The sequence below is a fragment of the Leptospira selangorensis genome (assembly GCF_004769405.1).
GTDB classification, from domain to species: domain Bacteria; phylum Spirochaetota; class Leptospiria; order Leptospirales; family Leptospiraceae; genus Leptospira_B; species Leptospira_B selangorensis.
The window spans coordinates 299,271-315,985 of record NZ_RQES01000010.1 but is presented as its reverse complement, the minus strand read 5'-3'; the positions used below and the strand labels follow the sequence as shown (position 1 = coordinate 315,985).

Here is a 16,715-nt window from a genome sequence, read left to right as displayed (position 1 = left end):
TCCTCATTTTCCACTGCTTGACATTTTCTTTTTTCGGGTGTCTTTGCTAGGGATGTTCTTCCGTCCAAAATCGGCATCGTCTTTTTTTCAGATCTTATCTATTCTTCTTCTGTGTATCGTTTCTTCTCAGGGCTGGTCCCAAACTACGGAACCTTCTCCGGATAAAACTATAGAACAAAAGCCCAGTCCTATGAATGGACTTCCTCCCGAAAAAACTCCTTCCGGACCAAGCCAGGCGGAACTTAGGGAAAAATTCAAGAATCAGATCGGTGGTTTTGGATTCGGACGCTCCGAAAAGTATTACTCTTTGCAATTCGCTAGGATGTTGGATTCTCAATGGGCAATCGGGCTCAACGGTTACACTAACAATTATGTGAATCGTTTTGATAATGATACTGCTTATTCTTATTTTCTCCCGCCTCATGATTTTTATGGAAGGTTGAGAAATCACCAAGAGAAGTACTGGGGAGGTGCGCTATTCGTCCAAAGGTTCATTTCGGATTCTCCTTTTTTTGTTTCCCTTTGGTTAGGAAGAGAACATTACCAAAAGAACCAAACTGCTCTTTATTGGGAATCAGCGGGAAATACATATCGTTTTGAAAAAGATTCTTATAGTTCCGGTCCAAGGAATTATGCGGGATTTGGTGTAGGATTCAGATTCCAAACTACATCGGGTCTATTTTTCGGATGGGAAGGTGTATGGAATTGGTATGCTCCTTATCATAATTCATTCTCCGTTTCAGATCTCTATTATTCTGATAGGACTGCAAGTATAGGAGATCTATTATATAGAAAGTATGCTTATCAGAATTCGGAAAGATTACCTGGCTCTAGCTTCGGTTTGAATCTTTTTGTGGGCTGGGCCTTCTGATGAATTCGGATCCTTTCCTTCTTCCTAAACCTTGGGTAATTGCTCATAGAGGAGATAGTGGAGAATATCCTGAAAATACGATGAGTTCTTTCCGAAATGCCTGGGAGCTTAAGGCGGATTGGATAGAGCTGGACATCATTCATTCTGCTGACGGAAAAATAGTAGTCATTCATGACGATACATTAGATAGAACCACAGATCATAAGGGAGAAGTGAAACTACTTCCATTCAATATGATCCGCAAGGCGGATGCGGGCTCTTGGAAAGATCCAAGGTTTAAAGGGGAGAAGATCCCGGATCTTTGGGAAGTCTGGGATTATTTAAAGTCCAAAAATATCGGCTTAAATGTGGAGATCAAATCCGGCGCTTATGAAGAGATCCCGATCGAAACTCCTATCGAACAAGAATTGATCGACTATACAAAACGAAATTCTCTCTTTTATAAAACATTATTCTCTTCTTTCTGTTGGGATTCTTTAGTGAGGCTTAGAGAATTATCGATAGAGGCAAAACTCGGCATCTTGATCGGAGAAGAAACTTCCTCTTGGATGGAAGCATTGGATCTAGGTTTTAGATTAAATGCATTCAGTTTGAATCTTTCTGCAAAGGGTTTGGATAAGGAAACAGTTTCCAAGATCCAGAAAGAAGGATTTAAGGTTTTAGTTTATACTTTGAATACGGAAGAAGAATTAAAGTTCGGAATCGATTTGGGAGTGGATGGGATCTTTACGAATTATCCTAAAAGAATGAGATCCTTGCTTACTTGATCTCCACTCTTGCAAATTGGTCCAATTCTACCTGCCAATGATCTATCATATTTTTTAAAACTGTTATTACCTTTTCAGAAGGAACATCGTAATTATCGGAAGAGAATGCGTCAGTCTCTTTGAAACCGGCCACATTTTTCAGATCTTCTCCTTCCGCTCTGAATCTATAGATCTCGAATTCTTCTGCGCCTCTTGCTTCTCCATTTTTGATGAAGAATGGTTTGATCAGGCTCATTCTATATTTTCCGAAACGAAATCCCTGCAAAGATTGCAGGAATTTATAAGCTCCGAGAGCTAATTCCAATTTCATATGATCCGAATATTTTTCCGAACCCAGGAAGGTAAGTGCAGAAGTTCCGCCGAATCCTAAATAGACTTCGAATTTAGCCCCTTTCTCGTCCTGGACTTTGACTAGATCAATTTCTTTCAATCTTTCGCCGAATAATGCGAACGCAGCCATTTTGATCTTTTCTTCTTCGTTTAACTGCGCATCTGAAAGTATAGTTTTTACTTTTTCTTGAGGCGATTTGGAACAAGATATTAGTTGGAAGAAGGCCAGAAAGATCATCAATATATGAACATTTGTTTTCATAGTAATTCCAAGACCGATCTGCCATATAATATGACTTATTTTCCGAAAAAAATCTATCGTTAAAAAATGCAATTTTGGCGTTCGAGCCTTCGTGTAACGATTTTTTGGATAGTTATAATAACCCTTTCTTTATCCCTTAAGGCTCGGCTTTTCAACGTTAGCTTAAGTCTTTTTGTTTCGCTGCAATCGTCTAATGGAACATCCGTTATATGTCAGAGCTTTGGAAATAAATTTCCACATTTATTGAGAATTGGTGTAAAACGACTTAACGTTGCCCCGGGCGAAATAATCGATTATTTTAATTGTTAATCGTTAGCCGAAACAGAGGCTCCCTAAGACGAAGAAATTTATTAAAAAAACAGTAACCTAATACAAGTTTTGTCAAAAAATTTTATGCTGTGTTATACGGAAAATTAAAAACACTTTACTATCTTTGTAAGAATATAACTGTTGTTACGTCAGTTAACATTTATGAAACCAAAGAAAGTCACTAACGATGATTTGGAAAAGATCATCGCCGGGGTAAAAACTCAAGCTGTTGAAGCGATCGGTAATTACCTCTATAAAGGATTTCGCATTCAGGTTAGTAAATACAACCTGTCTGGGGCGGAGAGGGTTCAGCTCCTTTACCAGAGGAGAAGGAAAGAAGGTCTTTGTATCGTCTGCGGCACTAAAGTAGGTAAAAAAAATCCGTCTACTGGCAGGTTGTATCGCCTCTGCGAATTCCACCGGAAGAAAATAGATAAAAAAAAGTAATTCATAAAATCCGGAAAATGACTGATAATCTATATAGAGCTTAGCTCTGGTAGGTACTCTTGTTTTCCGGATTTTATTTTAAGGGCACACATTTTCCCTTTTCCTCAAACGCTTCTTCAAAAGTGTTTGGTTTCTCCCGAATCCTAGTCTTATTCCTTCTACTTTTTTCATTCTCCTTCTCCGCATTCGGCCAAGGGGAAAATCATTCCAAACAAGGACCTTCTGATCCTGATATTTTGTTTAGGATCGCCGAAGAAGCATATAAGGACCGTCGCTTTTACAAAGCAGCGGAAAGTCTTCGCAACTTCCTGGTTCTCTATCCCGGGAATCCTAAAAAAAACAGGGTACTTGGCCTTCTCAGAGATTGTTTTCTAAAGTTGGATCGTCCTGAGAAAGCCTTAGAAGTGAGTCTGGACCTTTATAAAATGGAACCGACTGGAGAATTTGGACTAGAATCCTACTTGGAAGCCGGGCGCCTACTGGCTAAGATGGGAGAAATCGACCAGGCGAAGCAGATTTTCTCCTCAATTTGTAGACAATCTTACTCCAGAGCTATGGCAGAAAAAGCCGCCCTGGAATTTTCCGGTATCGATCTACTTTCGGATGGGGAAGAATCTTCTCCGGAAGGGGAATCTTGTCGCGAAAAATAAGGAAATACTCGGATTTAAGTCCGAATTCCCTCATTGCGAGCCGATACTAGTTTATAGTTGAATTCCCACGGAAGAATTTTTTAATCTCTGGTAAGTATGTCCAACGGCTTCTTTCAAATCGTGAATTACCCGAAAGGGTCCTATGTCATCGTCGAAGGCAAGAAAGAAGCCCATAATTTCTTTATCATCCGACAAGGCAAGGTCAGGGTCACCCGCGAAAACCAAGTAGTAGGTGAGGACCCGAATCAACTTTTGGGACCTGGGGATTTTTTCGGAGTGGTTGCTGCGATGAGTCAGCACGCTCAGATCGAATCCGCTATAGCTCTTACTGATGTTTCCTTAATTCAGGTTAGCTACGATCAGTTCGGAACTCTGATCCAAAAAAATACTCCGGTAGCGATGAAGATCATTCGCTATTTCTCCATGAAACTCAGACAGTTCGACTCTACGATCACTCGTCTGTCTTTCCGTACTGCTGTAGAAGAAGATCCGAATCAATTGTTCGCGATCGGTGAGTATTACTTTAACCAAAAGAATACTCTTCACGCTGCGTATGCTTTCCAAAAATATCTGCAATATCTTCCGAATGGTCAATTTGCCACTCAGGCAAAACTGAAATTACAAACCGTTAATCAACCGGTTGCTCCTCCTCCGATCGATTATACAAAGTTTAACCGATCTTACGGAGATAACGAGATGATCTTCTGCGAGCACGAGCCTGGAAGAGAGTTATATATCATCCAACATGGAAGAGTGAAGATTACCAAGATCGTGGACTCTAACGAAGTGCTCCTCGCAGTTTTACAAAGCGGGGATATTTTCGGAGAGATGGCGCTCTTAGATAATAAACCTAGATCCGCTTCCGCAATTGCTTGGGGCGAAGTGCAGTTGCTTGCGATCAATAAAGCCAACTTCGAGGGAATGGTTAAGGCTCAACCTCAATTGGCAACAAGGCTGATCACTCTTCTTTCCGAAAGGATTTGGACCGCTTATAAACAGCTTGCTAACTTGCTTATTTCAGATCCTCAAGGAAGGGTCGCTGATACATTGCTCACTCTTGTGGAGAAAAATAGAGTTAAAGTCATTCCTAAATCCACCTACAACTTCGAGATCGGTACTAAAGACTTGATCAAGATGGTTGGATTAACTTATCCTAAGGATGAGAACCTGGTTCTGGATCTGATCTCCAAAAACAAATTTATCAAATTGGATCAGGGAAAAATTTCCTGCACGGATCTTGTAGAGTTGGAAAAATTAGTACAAGCATTCCGCAAAAAATCGCAGATAGACGCTAAGATCAAAAAACGTGCCTAATTCAGACCGAGAGGCTCGCTTACGTAAAGCGGTCCTTTGGCTCAAGAAAAAAGACCCGACCACCCAAAAGATCATACAAACCGTAGGACCTTGTACCCATAAGATGATGGGAAACCCTTATTATGTTTTGATCCGTTCGGTAATAAGCCAACAGCTTTCCGTGAAGGCTGCAAGGACAATGGAAAATAGGGTTAAAGAATATTACGGAAACGGAAAACAATTCCCTAAGCCGGATATTCTTGTCAAACTTTCCGAACCGCAGTTGAGAAAGGCAGGTCTTTCTTTCGCAAAGATAGACACCGTTAAATTGATCTCTAAAGCTTATTTAGATGGAAGTATTTCCGATAGAAAACTTTCTAAATTAGATGACCAAGAAGTTTTGGATCTTCTTTGCAGCATTAAAGGTATCGGACCATGGACTGCGGAAATGGTTTTGATGTTTTCTTTGGATCGTTGGGATCATTTTTCTTATAACGATTTGATCTTAAGAAAATCGATTGAGAATAATTATGGGATCCCAATGAATTCTAAAAAAGAAATTTTAGAATTCACCTCGGGATATTCTCCTTATCGTACTATTTTTTCTTGGTACTTATGGAGAGCTTCCGTTGGGGTTGAAAATTTATAGGATCGACTCAGTTCAGATATTGATCCCGGCAGCTTTACAATCCGCTTTGATCATGATCTCTACTAGTTCTTTAAACTTGACCTTAGGTTCCCAACCAAGTTTTGCTTTTGCTTTTGCAGGATCTCCGATCAGAAGATCCACTTCGGTTGGTCTATAGAAAGAAGGGTCTACTACGATTAAAAGTTTTCCGTCCTTCTTATTATAACCTTTCTCTTGGTCTCCTTTTCCTTTCCATTCCACTTGGATGTCCAGATGTCTAAAGGATTCTTCTATAAATTCTCTGACTGTATGCGTTTCGTTGGTTGCAACTACGTAATCATCCGGTTCCGATTGTTGTAACATCATCCACATCATGTTTACGTAATCCGGAGCATATCCCCAGTCTCTTTTTGCGTCTATATTTCCTAAATGGATCGGGCCACCTTTTCCTGAAATAAGTCCAGCGACTCCCAGAGTGATTTTTCTGGTTACGAAACTTTCTCCCCTTCTTGGAGATTCGTGATTGAATAAAATTCCGTTAGAAGCATGTAATCCGAATGCTTCTCTATAATTTACTACTGCCCAGTATGCATATAATTTTGCGACTGCGTAAGGTGATCTTGGATAGAATGGAGTTTTTTCGTCTTGAGGAACTGCCTGAACTTTTCCATACAATTCGGAAGTAGAAGCTTGGTAAAATCTGGATTTTACTCCGGTTTGTTTGATCGCATCTAAAATTCTTAAAGTTCCGACTGCGTCAACTTCTGCAGTGTATTCAGGAACTTCGAAAGAAACTCCTACGTGAGATTGAGCTGCAAGATTATAAATTTCATCAGGTTGGACTTTTTCCAAAACCCTGTTTAGGTTACTGGAATCGGTTAAGTCTCCATAATGCAGAAAAAGGTGAGGGTTTCCTCTTAGATGTTCGATCCGATCTCGGTTTAAAGAGCTGGTTCTACGGACGATCCCGTGTACTTCGTATTTTTTTTCCAAAAGAAGTTCGGTAAGATAGGATCCATCCTGTCCAGTGATCCCTGTAATTAGCGCCTTTTTCATTCTGGAACCAAAAACCCCGGCTTTGTTATTGGGGCAAGAAGGATTAGATTGTCAAACTGGTCTGAAATTCCAGTATTTGTGGGATTTCCAACAACGGGCTTAAACTGTCCCTTTTATCCAATTTTTCTTTCTGAATTCATAGATGAAAATTAGAGAAAGTGAAGAGATCCAAACGAATATAGCTGCCCAGATCCCAAGGGTTCCACCTTTCCATACGATCCCGAAAAGATAAGACAATGGAAGCATTACTAGATAGGTGAGAAAAATATAGATCCTAAAGACATAGTTCTGCAATCCTGCTCCTCTTAAGGCAGCGCCGATCACCATATGATATGCGTCTCCGATTTGGATAACTCCTAATAATAAAAGCACAGGATAACATTCTTCCACTAAGGCTTGATCTCTGGTCATCGCATACACGATTATTTTTCCCAGGAAGATAAAACATAAACCTATAAATCCCATTACGTGAGCGGAGATGAATGCGGAGCGAAATGCAGAATGATACGCTAGTTTGTATTTTTTAGCTCCCATTGCCTGTCCTAAGATTGTTGTGGCCGCCACTCCGAATGCATATCCGGGCAAGAATGCAAAACTTAATGTAGAAAATAGGACATTGGAAGCTGCAACTGCAAGTATAGAGATCAATCCTTGTATCTTGGAGAAGATTACGAATGCAACGTTGACTAATCCTTCTTCAAAACCGGGAGGTATTCCCACTTTGAAAATTTCGATTATATGTTCTTTGCTTGGAAGAAGGTTTACTCCTTCGAAATATTTTCCTAATTTATAATAAAAAAAGAATATAGGAAATACTAAAAGTCCTGCGAATCCTGCGATAGAAGATGCAAGTCCGGCACCTCCGATTCCCATAGGAGAGAATCCCAGGTTTCCGTAGATCAGTATCCAATTAAAAATTATGTTTGCGATAGTGGTCACCGCCATGGAAACAAAACCTGCCTTGGTTAATCCAAGACCGTCCATAAATCCTCTAAAACAGAATCCTAAAAAATAAAACCCACTGCCTATAAATCTAAAATATAAATAATCAGTTCCGAGTGCGTTGACTGTTTTTTCCGGACCGATCCAAAACATAATCCATTCCGAAATCCATGGTCCGGATATAGATAAGAAAGATCCTAACAATACGGAAAGATAAAGTGTAGAAACTCCTACTTTTCCTATCTCGGATCTTTTACCTTCTCCAAATCTTCTCGCGACTATGATCTGAACTCCCATTGAAAATCCGATCAGGAATGCAACAAGAGTGTAATAACTGGTCCCGCCTATACCTATTGCCGCGATTGCATTTTGGCCAAGATATCCGACCATAACTGTATCAGTAATCCAAACCAAAGATTGGCTAAGCATTCCGAAAACAACAGGTAATGCTAAGGAAAGGATTTTAACGTTCAATCGGCTAGGGCGATATAGTTTGAGTATTTTTTTATATAAAGAGGCCAAGTAGTTTCCAGCTTTGAAAGAAGGGTTGTGCAAACAACATTTTTTCCATGAAAAACGGTTTATCCTGGTAACGTTAGAGTTAGGATGACTTAAAAGCGTAGAAGAATATATGGATTCGAATCTAGGATTTGCAGACCTTCATAATCATCTATACGGTAGTCTGAAGCCTGAACTTCTTAGGCAGATGGGAATGAGCAATCCATCTCCTCGTTGGGAAATTTTTACAAAACCTTTCCAAGAACTTTATGGAAAGTCCATCAATACTGGAACCTTCTTCGAAGATTATAAATCTTTGGAAGATTTTAAAAAAATCTATTTATTCAATCACCAAGGCCCTTTTCCTGAATTCCAAGCAAAGTTTAATTTGATCATTGCGCTTTCAAAATTCGATCCACAAGAGATCAAATTTGTTTCCAAACATATCACTAAGGATCAATATGAAGAAGGTGTAGTATACGGAGAATATCGTATCATGTATTCTCCGCTCGATACTTACGAGGGGATTTATTCTAAAACTTTAGCCGCTTGTGAGGGTTTTGAAGAAGCAGAATCAGAACTTTCCCAAAAGGCAAAATCCCGCTTAGTAGTTTCCTTACATAGAGATGGGGAAGTTTTTAAAGAATACGAGATGTTAAAAGAAATGATGGAAAAAGATCCTATCATTAAAAAATACCTAGTCGGATTAGATTTTTGTTATATTGAAGAAGGTTTCCCACCTAAAGGTAAAAGAGAATTTTTGAAAGAAGTGCAAAAAGATAATATTGCAGAAACTTCTACTGCACTTACCGTTCTTTATCATGTAGGAGAGTCTTTTTTAGACAAAACTCTCTTATCTGCATCTCGCTGGGTTTTAGAGGCTGCGGAATGGGGAGCACATAGACTCGGACATGCAATTGCAGTAGGTTTAGATCCGAACGCTTATCTTGGAAAAAAAGTAATAGAACCGGTTTCTGAAAGAGAAGATACTCTCAAATTCCAATTAGATCATTGGGAAGAAATTTCCAAATACGGAGAATTACCTCCTAAAAAAAGACTGGAATCCGAGTTGGATTCGATCCGACATAAGGAGAAGTTAGAAATTTCCGTTACTGAAAACCTGGTCTCTGAAACAAAGGCATTTCAAGAGTATTGTATGGATCGGATCAAAAATACGAATGCTGTTATAGAGTCCTGCCCTAGTTCCAATGAGTATATTGGAATGGTCCGGGATAAAGCTCATCATCCTTTAGTTAGATTCGCTCGTAACGATTTAAAATTTACGATCTCTACCGATGATCCTGGAATTTTCGGAACTAATATTAAAGAAGAATATGATAAGGCAGAAAGTTTAGGATTGGATGTTGAATATTTAGAAAAGATCAGAAAGAATTCTTTTCAATATACATCCGAGATTCTTTCGGGAAGGATAGAATTTAAACAAGGAGCAATTCTTTAAAGATGAGATCTTTTTCCGGATTAAACAAGCTCTTTGCTCTTCTTATACTTTTCGTATTTTCTTTTCCGATATTTTCCCAGAACCAAAGTGATTTTTCGGATCCATACGATTATAATTTAAGAAATTATAAAGATGAAAAATCTCCGGATGGGTTTAGAGAATATTCTCTTCCTCCTAAAATGGATAAACCGACATTAGTAAGTCCTAAGAACGTGCAGGTTCCTTTTCAGACAGGTTTACCTACTTCTTCCGGAAGCCAAGGAACCAGAAGAACTACTAATCCGGTGCAAGGGAGGGGCGACGATGGGCTTTTTAATCCTGTCACTGGAGAAGTGAATGTCGAGGCTTTACAAAGACAGCAGGACCAAGCAAGAGATCGCAAAAGAAAATTAGAAGAATTCGGCAGTGATCCTCAACCTTATACTGAATCTAGACTTCGTCGTTTTTCGATTATATTTTTTATGACATTACCAATTGCTGCCGGTGTGACTTATGGTGCGTTATCCGCTGCGGAACCGGGTTATCAAAAAACGTTTGAGGGTGGATGGATCGTATTCGGAGTAGCTTCTACCCTAGCTCTTACAAATGCTTGGTTGGATTTAAGAGATTACGACCGCATGAAGTTGGAAAACCAACCTCAAAGTCCTACTCCGAATCCAACTGTACCTGATAAACTTTCCGAAACGATACATCCTAGAGCGATCCCGGGATATGGATTATACTCCAGAAATTTCGAATATAGAATGGAATTCGAATTTTTCAATACTCGTTTCTGATAGAACATGAATCCTTTTTTAGATCCTGCGTTGCGGACAAAATTAGTTTCCGAATGGGGAAGGATCTCGCTCTTCTTCGAAGAGAATATCAAACCTATCTTAAGATTTATATTCGGTGTTTTGGGAGTTATCTCCCTTTTTATACTCATCTTTCTATACGGATTTTATTATCCACCCGAATGGATCCATCCACTTCGTTTAGTTACAATGACCATAGTTTGGTATTTAGTAATTTACGAATGTTTAAGCTTTCTATTTACATTAACTCCGTATAAGGCTTATTTAAAATTCCACAAGATAGAAACGTTTGTAGTCTTCTTAGTTATTTTACAGTTCTTCTTTGAAGAAAAAATAGAATCTATTCTTTCCCAACAAAGAACCGAAGAAGTTGTACTTTTATTTTTATCCTTAAGCCAATTGACCTTAGCATTCGGTGGGTTTGCGCATTTTTTAAGAAGAGCCAGACTTTCTCTCGGAAAAATTTCTCCTTCTTTGGTGATGACAGGAAGTTTTGCGATCCTGATTTTTTTGGGAACGGCTGCATTATGCCTTCCTAGAGCTGAGGCAAGACCGCTTCAATTAGTGGATCTATTTTTTACTGCGGTAAGTGCGGTATGCGTTACCGGTTTAAGCACGATAGATGTTTCCCAGGATTTAACCGGAACAGGGCAGGTGATCTTGATGGTTCTTGTCCAACTAGGCGGTTTAGGGCTAATGACATTGACTGTATTTTTTGCATTAGTTTTAGAAGGCCAGGTTTCCGTTACTGAAAAGTTGATCGTTAAGGATTTGTTTAGCCAAGAATCTATAGGAAGGGCAGGTTCCATCTTAAAACAAGTTGCCTACCAAACATTCGCGATAGAAGGGATCGGCTCGATCTTTCTATACTTAACATTTCCTAAAGAGCTTGGATTTTCCCAAAAAGAACTTATTTTTCAATCTGTGTTTCATTCTATAACAGGATTTTGTAATGCGGGCTTTGCACTTTTTCCAAAAGGATTAGCGGAACCTTATTTTAGGGAATCTTATTCATTTCTTTCCATATTGATGATCTTGATCGTATTCGGCGGTCTAGGTTTTCCTACCGTAAATCAGCTTTTAAAAAAGATCAGATTTGATGGGGAATCTTTTAGGCATCGTTTTTCTCTGGGCTCTAAGCTGATCCTGATCACTACTTTATTCTTATTACTCTTCGGTTGGATATCCTACTGGATACTTGAAAGGAATTTTAGTTTGCATGGTTTGAGTTGGTATGACCAAGTATTTCATTCTTTATTCTATTCAGTTACCACAAGGACCGCAGGATTTAATACTCTGGATATTTCTTCCATGGGGATCCCGATGGTATTCGTAAGTTTATTTTTGATGTGGGTGGGTGCTTCTCCTAACTCAACGGGAGGAGGGATTAAAACTTCTACATTGGCGCTCTCGGTTTTACAATTTTATCAATTTTTCACTGGAAAAGAAAGAGTGGATGTTTTTGGAAGAACAGTCGCGGAAAATTCTCTTTCTAGAGCATCTGTTGCGATTGTACTTTCCATGTTTATAATATTTATGGGGATCCTATTTCTGATCTGTTTCGAGAAACCTTTACCATTTTTAGATATTTGTTATGAGGTAGTTTCCGCTTATGGGACCACTGGCCTTTCCAGAGGGATCACGTCTAAGTTTGAGGCCCCCGGAAAATTACTTTTATGTGTTGTGATGTTTGTGGGAAGGGTCGGGGTTCTAACGGTATTATTGGCTTTTGTCCCAAAACCAAAACCCAGACGATATTGGTATCCTGAAGAATATGTCGTGGTCGGCTAAAGGAAAGTTCGAATGAGAAAGAAAAGGATCGCAGTCATCGGCCTCGGAGATTTCGGGATCGAACTTGTAAAAAGATTATATGAAGACGGACAAGAAGTCACAGCAATCGACCAGGATAAAAACAAAATAGATCGTATCAGGGAATTTTCCACCTACTGCGTTGCGATAGATTCCACGGACGAATCAGAATTGAAAGAACATGGTTTGGATGAAATGGATGCAGTTGTCTTAGCGATCGGAGATAATTTCGAAAATCTGATCGTGACTGCGGACTCCTTAAAAAAGATCGGTACAATTAATATATTCGCTCGTTATCAATCCGATTTGAACAAACGAGTTCTGCAAATGTTGGGGATCGAGAACTTATTCAACCCGGAAGAACAAGCTGCTCACTCTATGGCGGAACAACTTGCGAATAGTAGCGTTAAAGGTGTTACCTTACTTGGGCAGGATTATAGAATTTTAGAAGCTACGGTCCCAAAACATATGCAAGGTAAAACAGTCCAAGGTGCCAAACTGAGAGAAGACTGGAACTTAAATTTGATCACAGTCAAAAGGCCCAAAAAGACCAGAAGAAAATCGGATCGAAAAGACGAAGAAGTTTTAGGAATTCCTTCTCCGAATCTAGTCTTGTCGGAAGGAGATATTTTAGTTTTGTTCGGAAAAGCGGAAGATCTAGAACAGATGATTGGGAATCGTTAAGGTCCGTTTTCCAAAACTTTTAGACAAAACGATCGATTTTTAAATGAAAACGATCCGATTTAGGAGTAAAATCTAATTCGATCCGGTCGAAAGAATATAATACCATGAGAGTTCTGATCCTTTTGCTATTATTAGGCAGCAATTTTTGCTCTCCTCTCCAAGTAAAATCACAGGTAGAGGTGGAAAGATCGGATCATATTCGGTACTACGAAAAAACCTACGCATTTCTTCCTTTTTTCGGTCAAGCTCCTCCTATTATCATTCGTGAAAACGAGGATTTGATCCGGGAAAAATTAGCGGAGAAGGGTTACAAAGAGGTAGATATCTCTAGAGCAGACCAATTAATACATTATGATATATTAATATTTCCGAGGGGAAGTGTAATCGATCATAAAACTGACCTTGGCGCTTTCGGGGGATGGACTAGTGCAAGGGGGATGAGATATCATTCTTATGGTGGGACTTCCAGTAGATTAGCTGCAGTGCCTATTTTAGGAAGTGTAGGAGGATATTCTCCTTTTGCATTTATGGGAAATTTCGGAAATTCTAGGATTTCAGGTGGAAGCCCTTATTACGAAAACTTTTACGATGTGATCTTTAAGCTAGTGATCTATGATGGAAAACGTTATAGAGGACTTCCTTCCAGCGTTCTTTTAAAAGCAAACGTGGAAGGAGAAGGTAGATCAGGGCCGATGTTCGACGTGATCCCTTATCTAATCACCGGCTTTTTTAAATCATTTCCTAATTTCGTTGGAGAAAAAAATGAGATAATCTCCGAAGAAGAAGTTTGGAGAGGGCATTGATCATCCCATAGGGTAAGGGATTTTTTTAGAAACCTCATCTATCTTTTTCAAAATATCGTCGGACAAGATTAGATCCGTTGCCTTTAAACTTTCTTCTAATTGTTCCACTGTATTTGCTCCAATAATTGTAGAAGCAACATAATCGTGCTGTTTGGACCAAGCTACTGAAAGAGCAGTCACGCTGATTCCTGCTTCCTTAGCGATCTCTATCAGTTCTTTTGTAGAAGCGAGAGTACCTTCATTCAGAAAACGATGTGCCATTCTTCTTTGTCTTTCTGTAGGAAGTTTTGAATAACGTGTGAACCTCGCATTTTCAGGTGGAATTGGTCCGTTATATTTTCCGGTCAATACTCCACCGGCTAAAGGGGAATAAGGAAGAAGGCTGATCTGTTCTCTCCTGCAAATATCAGAAAGAGCGTCTTCGAATCTTCTATTTAAGATACTGAAATTGTTTTGGATGGATTCATATCTTGCAAGTTTGTTCGTGCGGGAAACTTCTAAACTTTTCATAGTCCCCCAAGCAGTTTCATTACTACTTCCTATATATCTGACTTTACCTTCGTTTATCAATTCGGTCAAAGCTTCCAATGTTTCTTCGAATCCGAAATCATGATCAGGCCAATGAGTTTGGTATAAGTCTATATAATCTGTCCCGAGTCTTTTTAAACTTCCTTCGATCGCTACTTTGATATTTCTGCGATCTAATGCAGTCTTACCTTCTCTTACAGGAGGAGTGAACCATCCGTGGCCTGGACCGCAGACTTTTGTCGCGATCAGGATGGATTCTCTCTTTTTAGTCTTCAACCAATTGCCGAAAATTTTTTCAGTAGCATGAACATACTCCGCTTCAGGAGGAACAGGATAGATCTCGGCAGTATCATAAAAATCTATACCCGAATCGAAGGCTTTGTTTAAAATTCGATGTGCTTCCTTCTCGTCACAACTAGAACCGAAAGTCATTGTCCCCATACAAATTTCGGAGACGACCATCCCCGTTTTTCCAAGCCTTCTTTTTTTCATTCTTACCTCTTTTATTTTCCTTCCGCCCAGGATTCTTTTCTTGGGTCGGCTCCGCCATATAAAATCCCCGTTTTAGGATCTTTTAAAGAAATACAAGGAGCCCCAAAATCATATTCCCATTTTTCTCTTTCTTTGACTTCGTAACCGAGAGCTTCGAGAGCTTTTCCTTCTTTTTTATAGATATCTTCTTCTAATTCTATTCTTCCCGGATAATATTTATGAGGGGAGAATGCATCTGGCCAGTTTAAGGAGCGGAAACGAGGGGCACTCACTGCTTCTTGCGGATCCATTCCGAAAACGACTAAATTTAAGAATACTTGGACGACTGCCTGAGTTTGCATATCTCCGCCGGGAGTCCCGAAACTCATCCAGAATTTTCCGTCTTTAAATACCATTGACGCGTTAGGCGTAATTGTTGGTCTTTTACCCGGAACCAAAGCGGATGGATGATTTGGGTCTAAACGGAATTGGGTCATCCTAATCCCTAATGTGATATCACCTTCTATAATTGGAGATTGAGGGAAATCGCTCGGAGTTAAGGATAAAGAATTTCCCTTGGAGTCGATAATACTTAGATAAGTTGTATCTCTTCCTATTTTTCCCGATTCCGTTCTTTCCCAAAAACTTGGAGTAAGATCAAAAAAGGCTCCTTCATTATTAGCAAGAGTATTTTCTTTTTGATACGCAATCTTTTTAGCGTTTGCAGGAGATTCGAATAAGAATGGATTTCCTGATGGAGGAGTTTTCCCGAACGCTTTAGATTGTAGAAGTTTTCTCCTTTCTACAGCATATTCTTTACTGAGTAAACCCTTCTCCGGAACGGAAACATAAGCTGGATCTCCGAAATATTTTTCGCGATCCGCCATAGCTAACTCGATAGCTTGGATCACAGTGTGAACATACTCCTTAGAGTTATGGCCCATTGATTTTAGATCAATACCTTCTAAAATTTGTAGAACGATCGGAACGACAGCACCTTGGTTCCAAGTTCGATTGGAGAAGATCGTATAAGGCCCATAATTTCCTTGTAATGGAACTTCCCAGTCGGCGCTGTATCTTACCAGGTCGGACTTAGCCATGGTGCCATCATGTTCTTCATGAGCCTTTGCGATTTTATCCGCTATCGGTCCTTTATAAAAATAATCCCTCAAAGCATCCAGAGATTCAGCGCGGTTTTTTCCAGAAGAAGAAGCGGCCTTTTCCGTCTCTGCCAACTCTTTTAGTGTGGCGGATAACGCAGGTCTCTTAAATCTTTCTCCTGGATGAAGTGGTTTCCACCATTTATCTCCCACATAAATTTTTGCATTGTATGGAAGTAAAAATTTAAGTCCTAATCTTTTAAGAACTCCTATGTTCAGATTTCTCATTAAGATCCTATGAACAGGAAATCCTTCTTCAGCTATTTGGATTGCCGGTTTACTAACTTCTTCAAAAGATTTTGTGCCGTATTTTTTGAGTAATGCAACGATCACATCAGGAGATGCGGGAACCAATTGAGAAGAATATTTTAACATTGGGATGGATTCATGCCCTCTAGATTTAAAATATTCTATCGTAGCTTTTGCGGGTGCAGTCCCAACTCCAATATAACTATGTACTTTTTTATCAGCTTGGTCATAGTAAAGTAGAGGGGCCACGCCAGGAAAAGACGCCTCTTCTCCTTGGGTTACATTCAGAACTAAAAGAGCTGCCACTCCTGCATCTGCCGCATTTCCACCCTTCTCCAAAATTTCCAAAGCTGCTTTGGTAGCCAGTGGATGACCGCTTGCTACCATTAATTTAGAACCTTGGGCGGTAGGTCTTTCCGTATGATATGGATCTTGGAAACTCATCGTTTCTCCAGGTCCGGAAGTTGCGTAATAGAATATTGCAAGAACTAGAACGACTACTAAGATTCCCGATAAAGAATACGTTAGGATTTTTTTCATGATTTCCTCTTCACTGCGAGAGGATCGTTCTAATTCTTTCGAAAGAACGAGCAAGATTTTTTTATATTGGAAAGCCTCGAAAGGAATGAACGTAATTTTTAACTTTTAAATAGTAGTATAGTCCAATCATAGACTGGGAATTCGAAAAAATCTCCCGGTCTGACT

The 16,715-nt window shown here is 39.5% G+C and carries 16 protein-coding genes; 11 read left to right on the top strand and 5 right to left on the bottom strand.

Going from position 1 to position 16,715, the window contains the following annotated elements:
* Nucleotides 1-52 precede the first annotated feature (52 nt).
* Entirely contained in the window at nt 53-871 is an 819-nt protein-coding gene (locus tag EHO58_RS07115; RefSeq protein ID WP_135628192.1) for a hypothetical protein, read from the top strand.
* Complete coding sequence (locus tag EHO58_RS07110; RefSeq protein ID WP_135679471.1) at nt 871-1,638, top strand: glycerophosphodiester phosphodiesterase; 768 nt, start codon at nt 871-873, stop codon at nt 1,636-1,638. Before EHO58_RS07115 ends, EHO58_RS07110 begins: the two co-directional genes overlap by 1 nt.
* Here EHO58_RS07110 and EHO58_RS07105 read toward each other — a convergent pair.
* Nucleotides 1,631-2,230 carry a hypothetical protein gene (locus tag EHO58_RS07105; protein ID WP_135679470.1) on the bottom strand — a complete coding sequence of 200 codons (600 nt, stop codon included), beginning with the start codon at nt 2,228-2,230 and terminating at the stop codon, nt 1,631-1,633. The genes EHO58_RS07110 and EHO58_RS07105 overlap by 8 nt on opposite strands.
* A gap of 471 nt (nt 2,231-2,701) precedes the next feature.
* Between EHO58_RS07105 and EHO58_RS07100 the strand changes: the two genes are divergently transcribed.
* From EHO58_RS07100 to EHO58_RS07085, 4 genes are all read left to right on the top strand, one after another.
* Nucleotides 2,702-2,986 (top strand): LIC10235 family protein, encoded by a 285-nt coding sequence (locus EHO58_RS07100; RefSeq protein WP_010513869.1) that lies wholly within the window; start codon nt 2,702-2,704, stop codon nt 2,984-2,986.
* A gap of 122 nt (nt 2,987-3,108) precedes the next feature.
* Complete coding sequence (locus tag EHO58_RS07095; RefSeq protein WP_244241091.1) at nt 3,109-3,636, top strand: tetratricopeptide repeat protein; 528 nt, start codon at nt 3,109-3,111, stop codon at nt 3,634-3,636.
* Between the two features lie 96 nt (nt 3,637-3,732).
* A complete protein-coding gene (locus EHO58_RS07090; protein ID WP_100705154.1) occupies nt 3,733-4,950 on the top strand; it encodes a Crp/Fnr family transcriptional regulator in 1,218 nt (405 codons plus the stop codon).
* Entirely contained in the window at nt 4,943-5,578 is a 636-nt protein-coding gene (locus tag EHO58_RS07085) for a DNA-3-methyladenine glycosylase family protein (protein ID WP_135679468.1), read from the top strand. The genes EHO58_RS07090 and EHO58_RS07085 overlap by 8 nt, the downstream gene beginning before the upstream one ends.
* Nucleotides 5,579-5,590: 12 nt before the next feature.
* Here the strand turns inward: EHO58_RS07085 and gmd are convergent, their stop codons facing one another.
* A complete protein-coding gene (gene gmd / locus EHO58_RS07080; protein WP_135679467.1) occupies nt 5,591-6,613 on the bottom strand; it encodes a GDP-mannose 4,6-dehydratase in 1,023 nt (340 codons plus the stop codon).
* A gap of 99 nt (nt 6,614-6,712) precedes the next feature.
* Nucleotides 6,713-8,077: an MATE family efflux transporter gene (locus EHO58_RS07075; protein ID WP_208728731.1), complete on the bottom strand. Its 1,365-nt coding sequence runs from the start codon at nt 8,075-8,077 to the stop codon at nt 6,713-6,715.
* A gap of 109 nt (nt 8,078-8,186) precedes the next feature.
* Here EHO58_RS07075 and EHO58_RS07070 point away from each other — a divergent pair, with 109 nt between their 5' ends.
* From EHO58_RS07070 to EHO58_RS07050, 5 genes are all read left to right on the top strand, one after another.
* The gene (locus EHO58_RS07070; RefSeq protein WP_135679465.1) at nt 8,187-9,512 is read left to right on the top strand and encodes an amidohydrolase family protein; all 1,326 of its coding nucleotides are present in this window, start codon (nt 8,187-8,189) and stop codon (nt 9,510-9,512) included.
* A gap of 2 nt (nt 9,513-9,514) precedes the next feature.
* Nucleotides 9,515-10,288, top strand: a complete 774-nt coding sequence (locus EHO58_RS07065) for a hypothetical protein (protein ID WP_135679464.1) — start codon at nt 9,515-9,517, stop codon at nt 10,286-10,288.
* 6 nt (nt 10,289-10,294) lie between these two features.
* Nucleotides 10,295-12,097 (top strand): TrkH family potassium uptake protein, encoded by a 1,803-nt coding sequence (locus EHO58_RS07060; RefSeq protein WP_135679463.1) that lies wholly within the window; start codon nt 10,295-10,297, stop codon nt 12,095-12,097.
* 12 nt (nt 12,098-12,109) lie between these two features.
* Nucleotides 12,110-12,799: a potassium channel family protein gene (locus EHO58_RS07055; RefSeq protein ID WP_135679462.1), complete on the top strand. Its 690-nt coding sequence runs from the start codon at nt 12,110-12,112 to the stop codon at nt 12,797-12,799.
* A gap of 104 nt (nt 12,800-12,903) precedes the next feature.
* Nucleotides 12,904-13,602 (top strand): DUF4136 domain-containing protein, encoded by a 699-nt coding sequence (locus tag EHO58_RS07050; RefSeq protein WP_135679461.1) that lies wholly within the window; start codon nt 12,904-12,906, stop codon nt 13,600-13,602.
* On the opposite strand, the gene EHO58_RS07045 is transcribed toward EHO58_RS07050, so the two are convergent.
* Together EHO58_RS07045 and EHO58_RS07040 are read right to left on the bottom strand one after the other, a co-directional pair.
* Nucleotides 13,603-14,622: an aldo/keto reductase gene (locus tag EHO58_RS07045; protein ID WP_135679460.1), complete on the bottom strand. Its 1,020-nt coding sequence runs from the start codon at nt 14,620-14,622 to the stop codon at nt 13,603-13,605. It lies immediately after the preceding gene.
* A gap of 11 nt (nt 14,623-14,633) precedes the next feature.
* A complete protein-coding gene (locus EHO58_RS07040) occupies nt 14,634-16,550 on the bottom strand; it encodes a gamma-glutamyltransferase family protein (protein WP_135679459.1) in 1,917 nt (638 codons plus the stop codon).
* Nucleotides 16,551-16,715 lie beyond the last annotated feature (165 nt).

What these genes read in the sequence shown, in the direction of transcription:
- EHO58_RS07045 (WP_135679460.1), bottom strand. Translation starts at nt 14,622, where the DNA reads ATGAAAAAAAGAAGGCTTGGAAAAACGGGGATGGTCGTCTCCGAAATT.
- EHO58_RS07065 (WP_135679464.1), top strand. Translation starts at nt 9,515, where the DNA reads ATGAGATCTTTTTCCGGATTAAACAAGCTCTTTGCTCTTCTTATACTT.
- EHO58_RS07115 (WP_135628192.1), top strand. Translation starts at nt 53, where the DNA reads ATGTTCTTCCGTCCAAAATCGGCATCGTCTTTTTTTCAGATCTTATCT.
- EHO58_RS07055 (WP_135679462.1), top strand. Translation starts at nt 12,110, where the DNA reads ATGAGAAAGAAAAGGATCGCAGTCATCGGCCTCGGAGATTTCGGGATC.
- EHO58_RS07040 (WP_135679459.1), bottom strand. Translation starts at nt 16,550, where the DNA reads ATGAAAAAAATCCTAACGTATTCTTTATCGGGAATCTTAGTAGTCGTT.
- EHO58_RS07050 (WP_135679461.1), top strand. Translation starts at nt 12,904, where the DNA reads ATGAGAGTTCTGATCCTTTTGCTATTATTAGGCAGCAATTTTTGCTCT.
- EHO58_RS07105 (WP_135679470.1), bottom strand. Translation starts at nt 2,230, where the DNA reads ATGAAAACAAATGTTCATATATTGATGATCTTTCTGGCCTTCTTCCAA.
- EHO58_RS07090 (WP_100705154.1), top strand. Translation starts at nt 3,733, where the DNA reads ATGTCCAACGGCTTCTTTCAAATCGTGAATTACCCGAAAGGGTCCTAT.
- EHO58_RS07060 (WP_135679463.1), top strand. Translation starts at nt 10,295, where the DNA reads ATGAATCCTTTTTTAGATCCTGCGTTGCGGACAAAATTAGTTTCCGAA.
- EHO58_RS07070 (WP_135679465.1), top strand. Translation starts at nt 8,187, where the DNA reads ATGGATTCGAATCTAGGATTTGCAGACCTTCATAATCATCTATACGGT.
- EHO58_RS07100 (WP_010513869.1), top strand. Translation starts at nt 2,702, where the DNA reads ATGAAACCAAAGAAAGTCACTAACGATGATTTGGAAAAGATCATCGCC.
- gmd (WP_135679467.1), bottom strand. Translation starts at nt 6,613, where the DNA reads ATGAAAAAGGCGCTAATTACAGGGATCACTGGACAGGATGGATCCTAT.
- EHO58_RS07110 (WP_135679471.1), top strand. Translation starts at nt 871, where the DNA reads ATGAATTCGGATCCTTTCCTTCTTCCTAAACCTTGGGTAATTGCTCAT.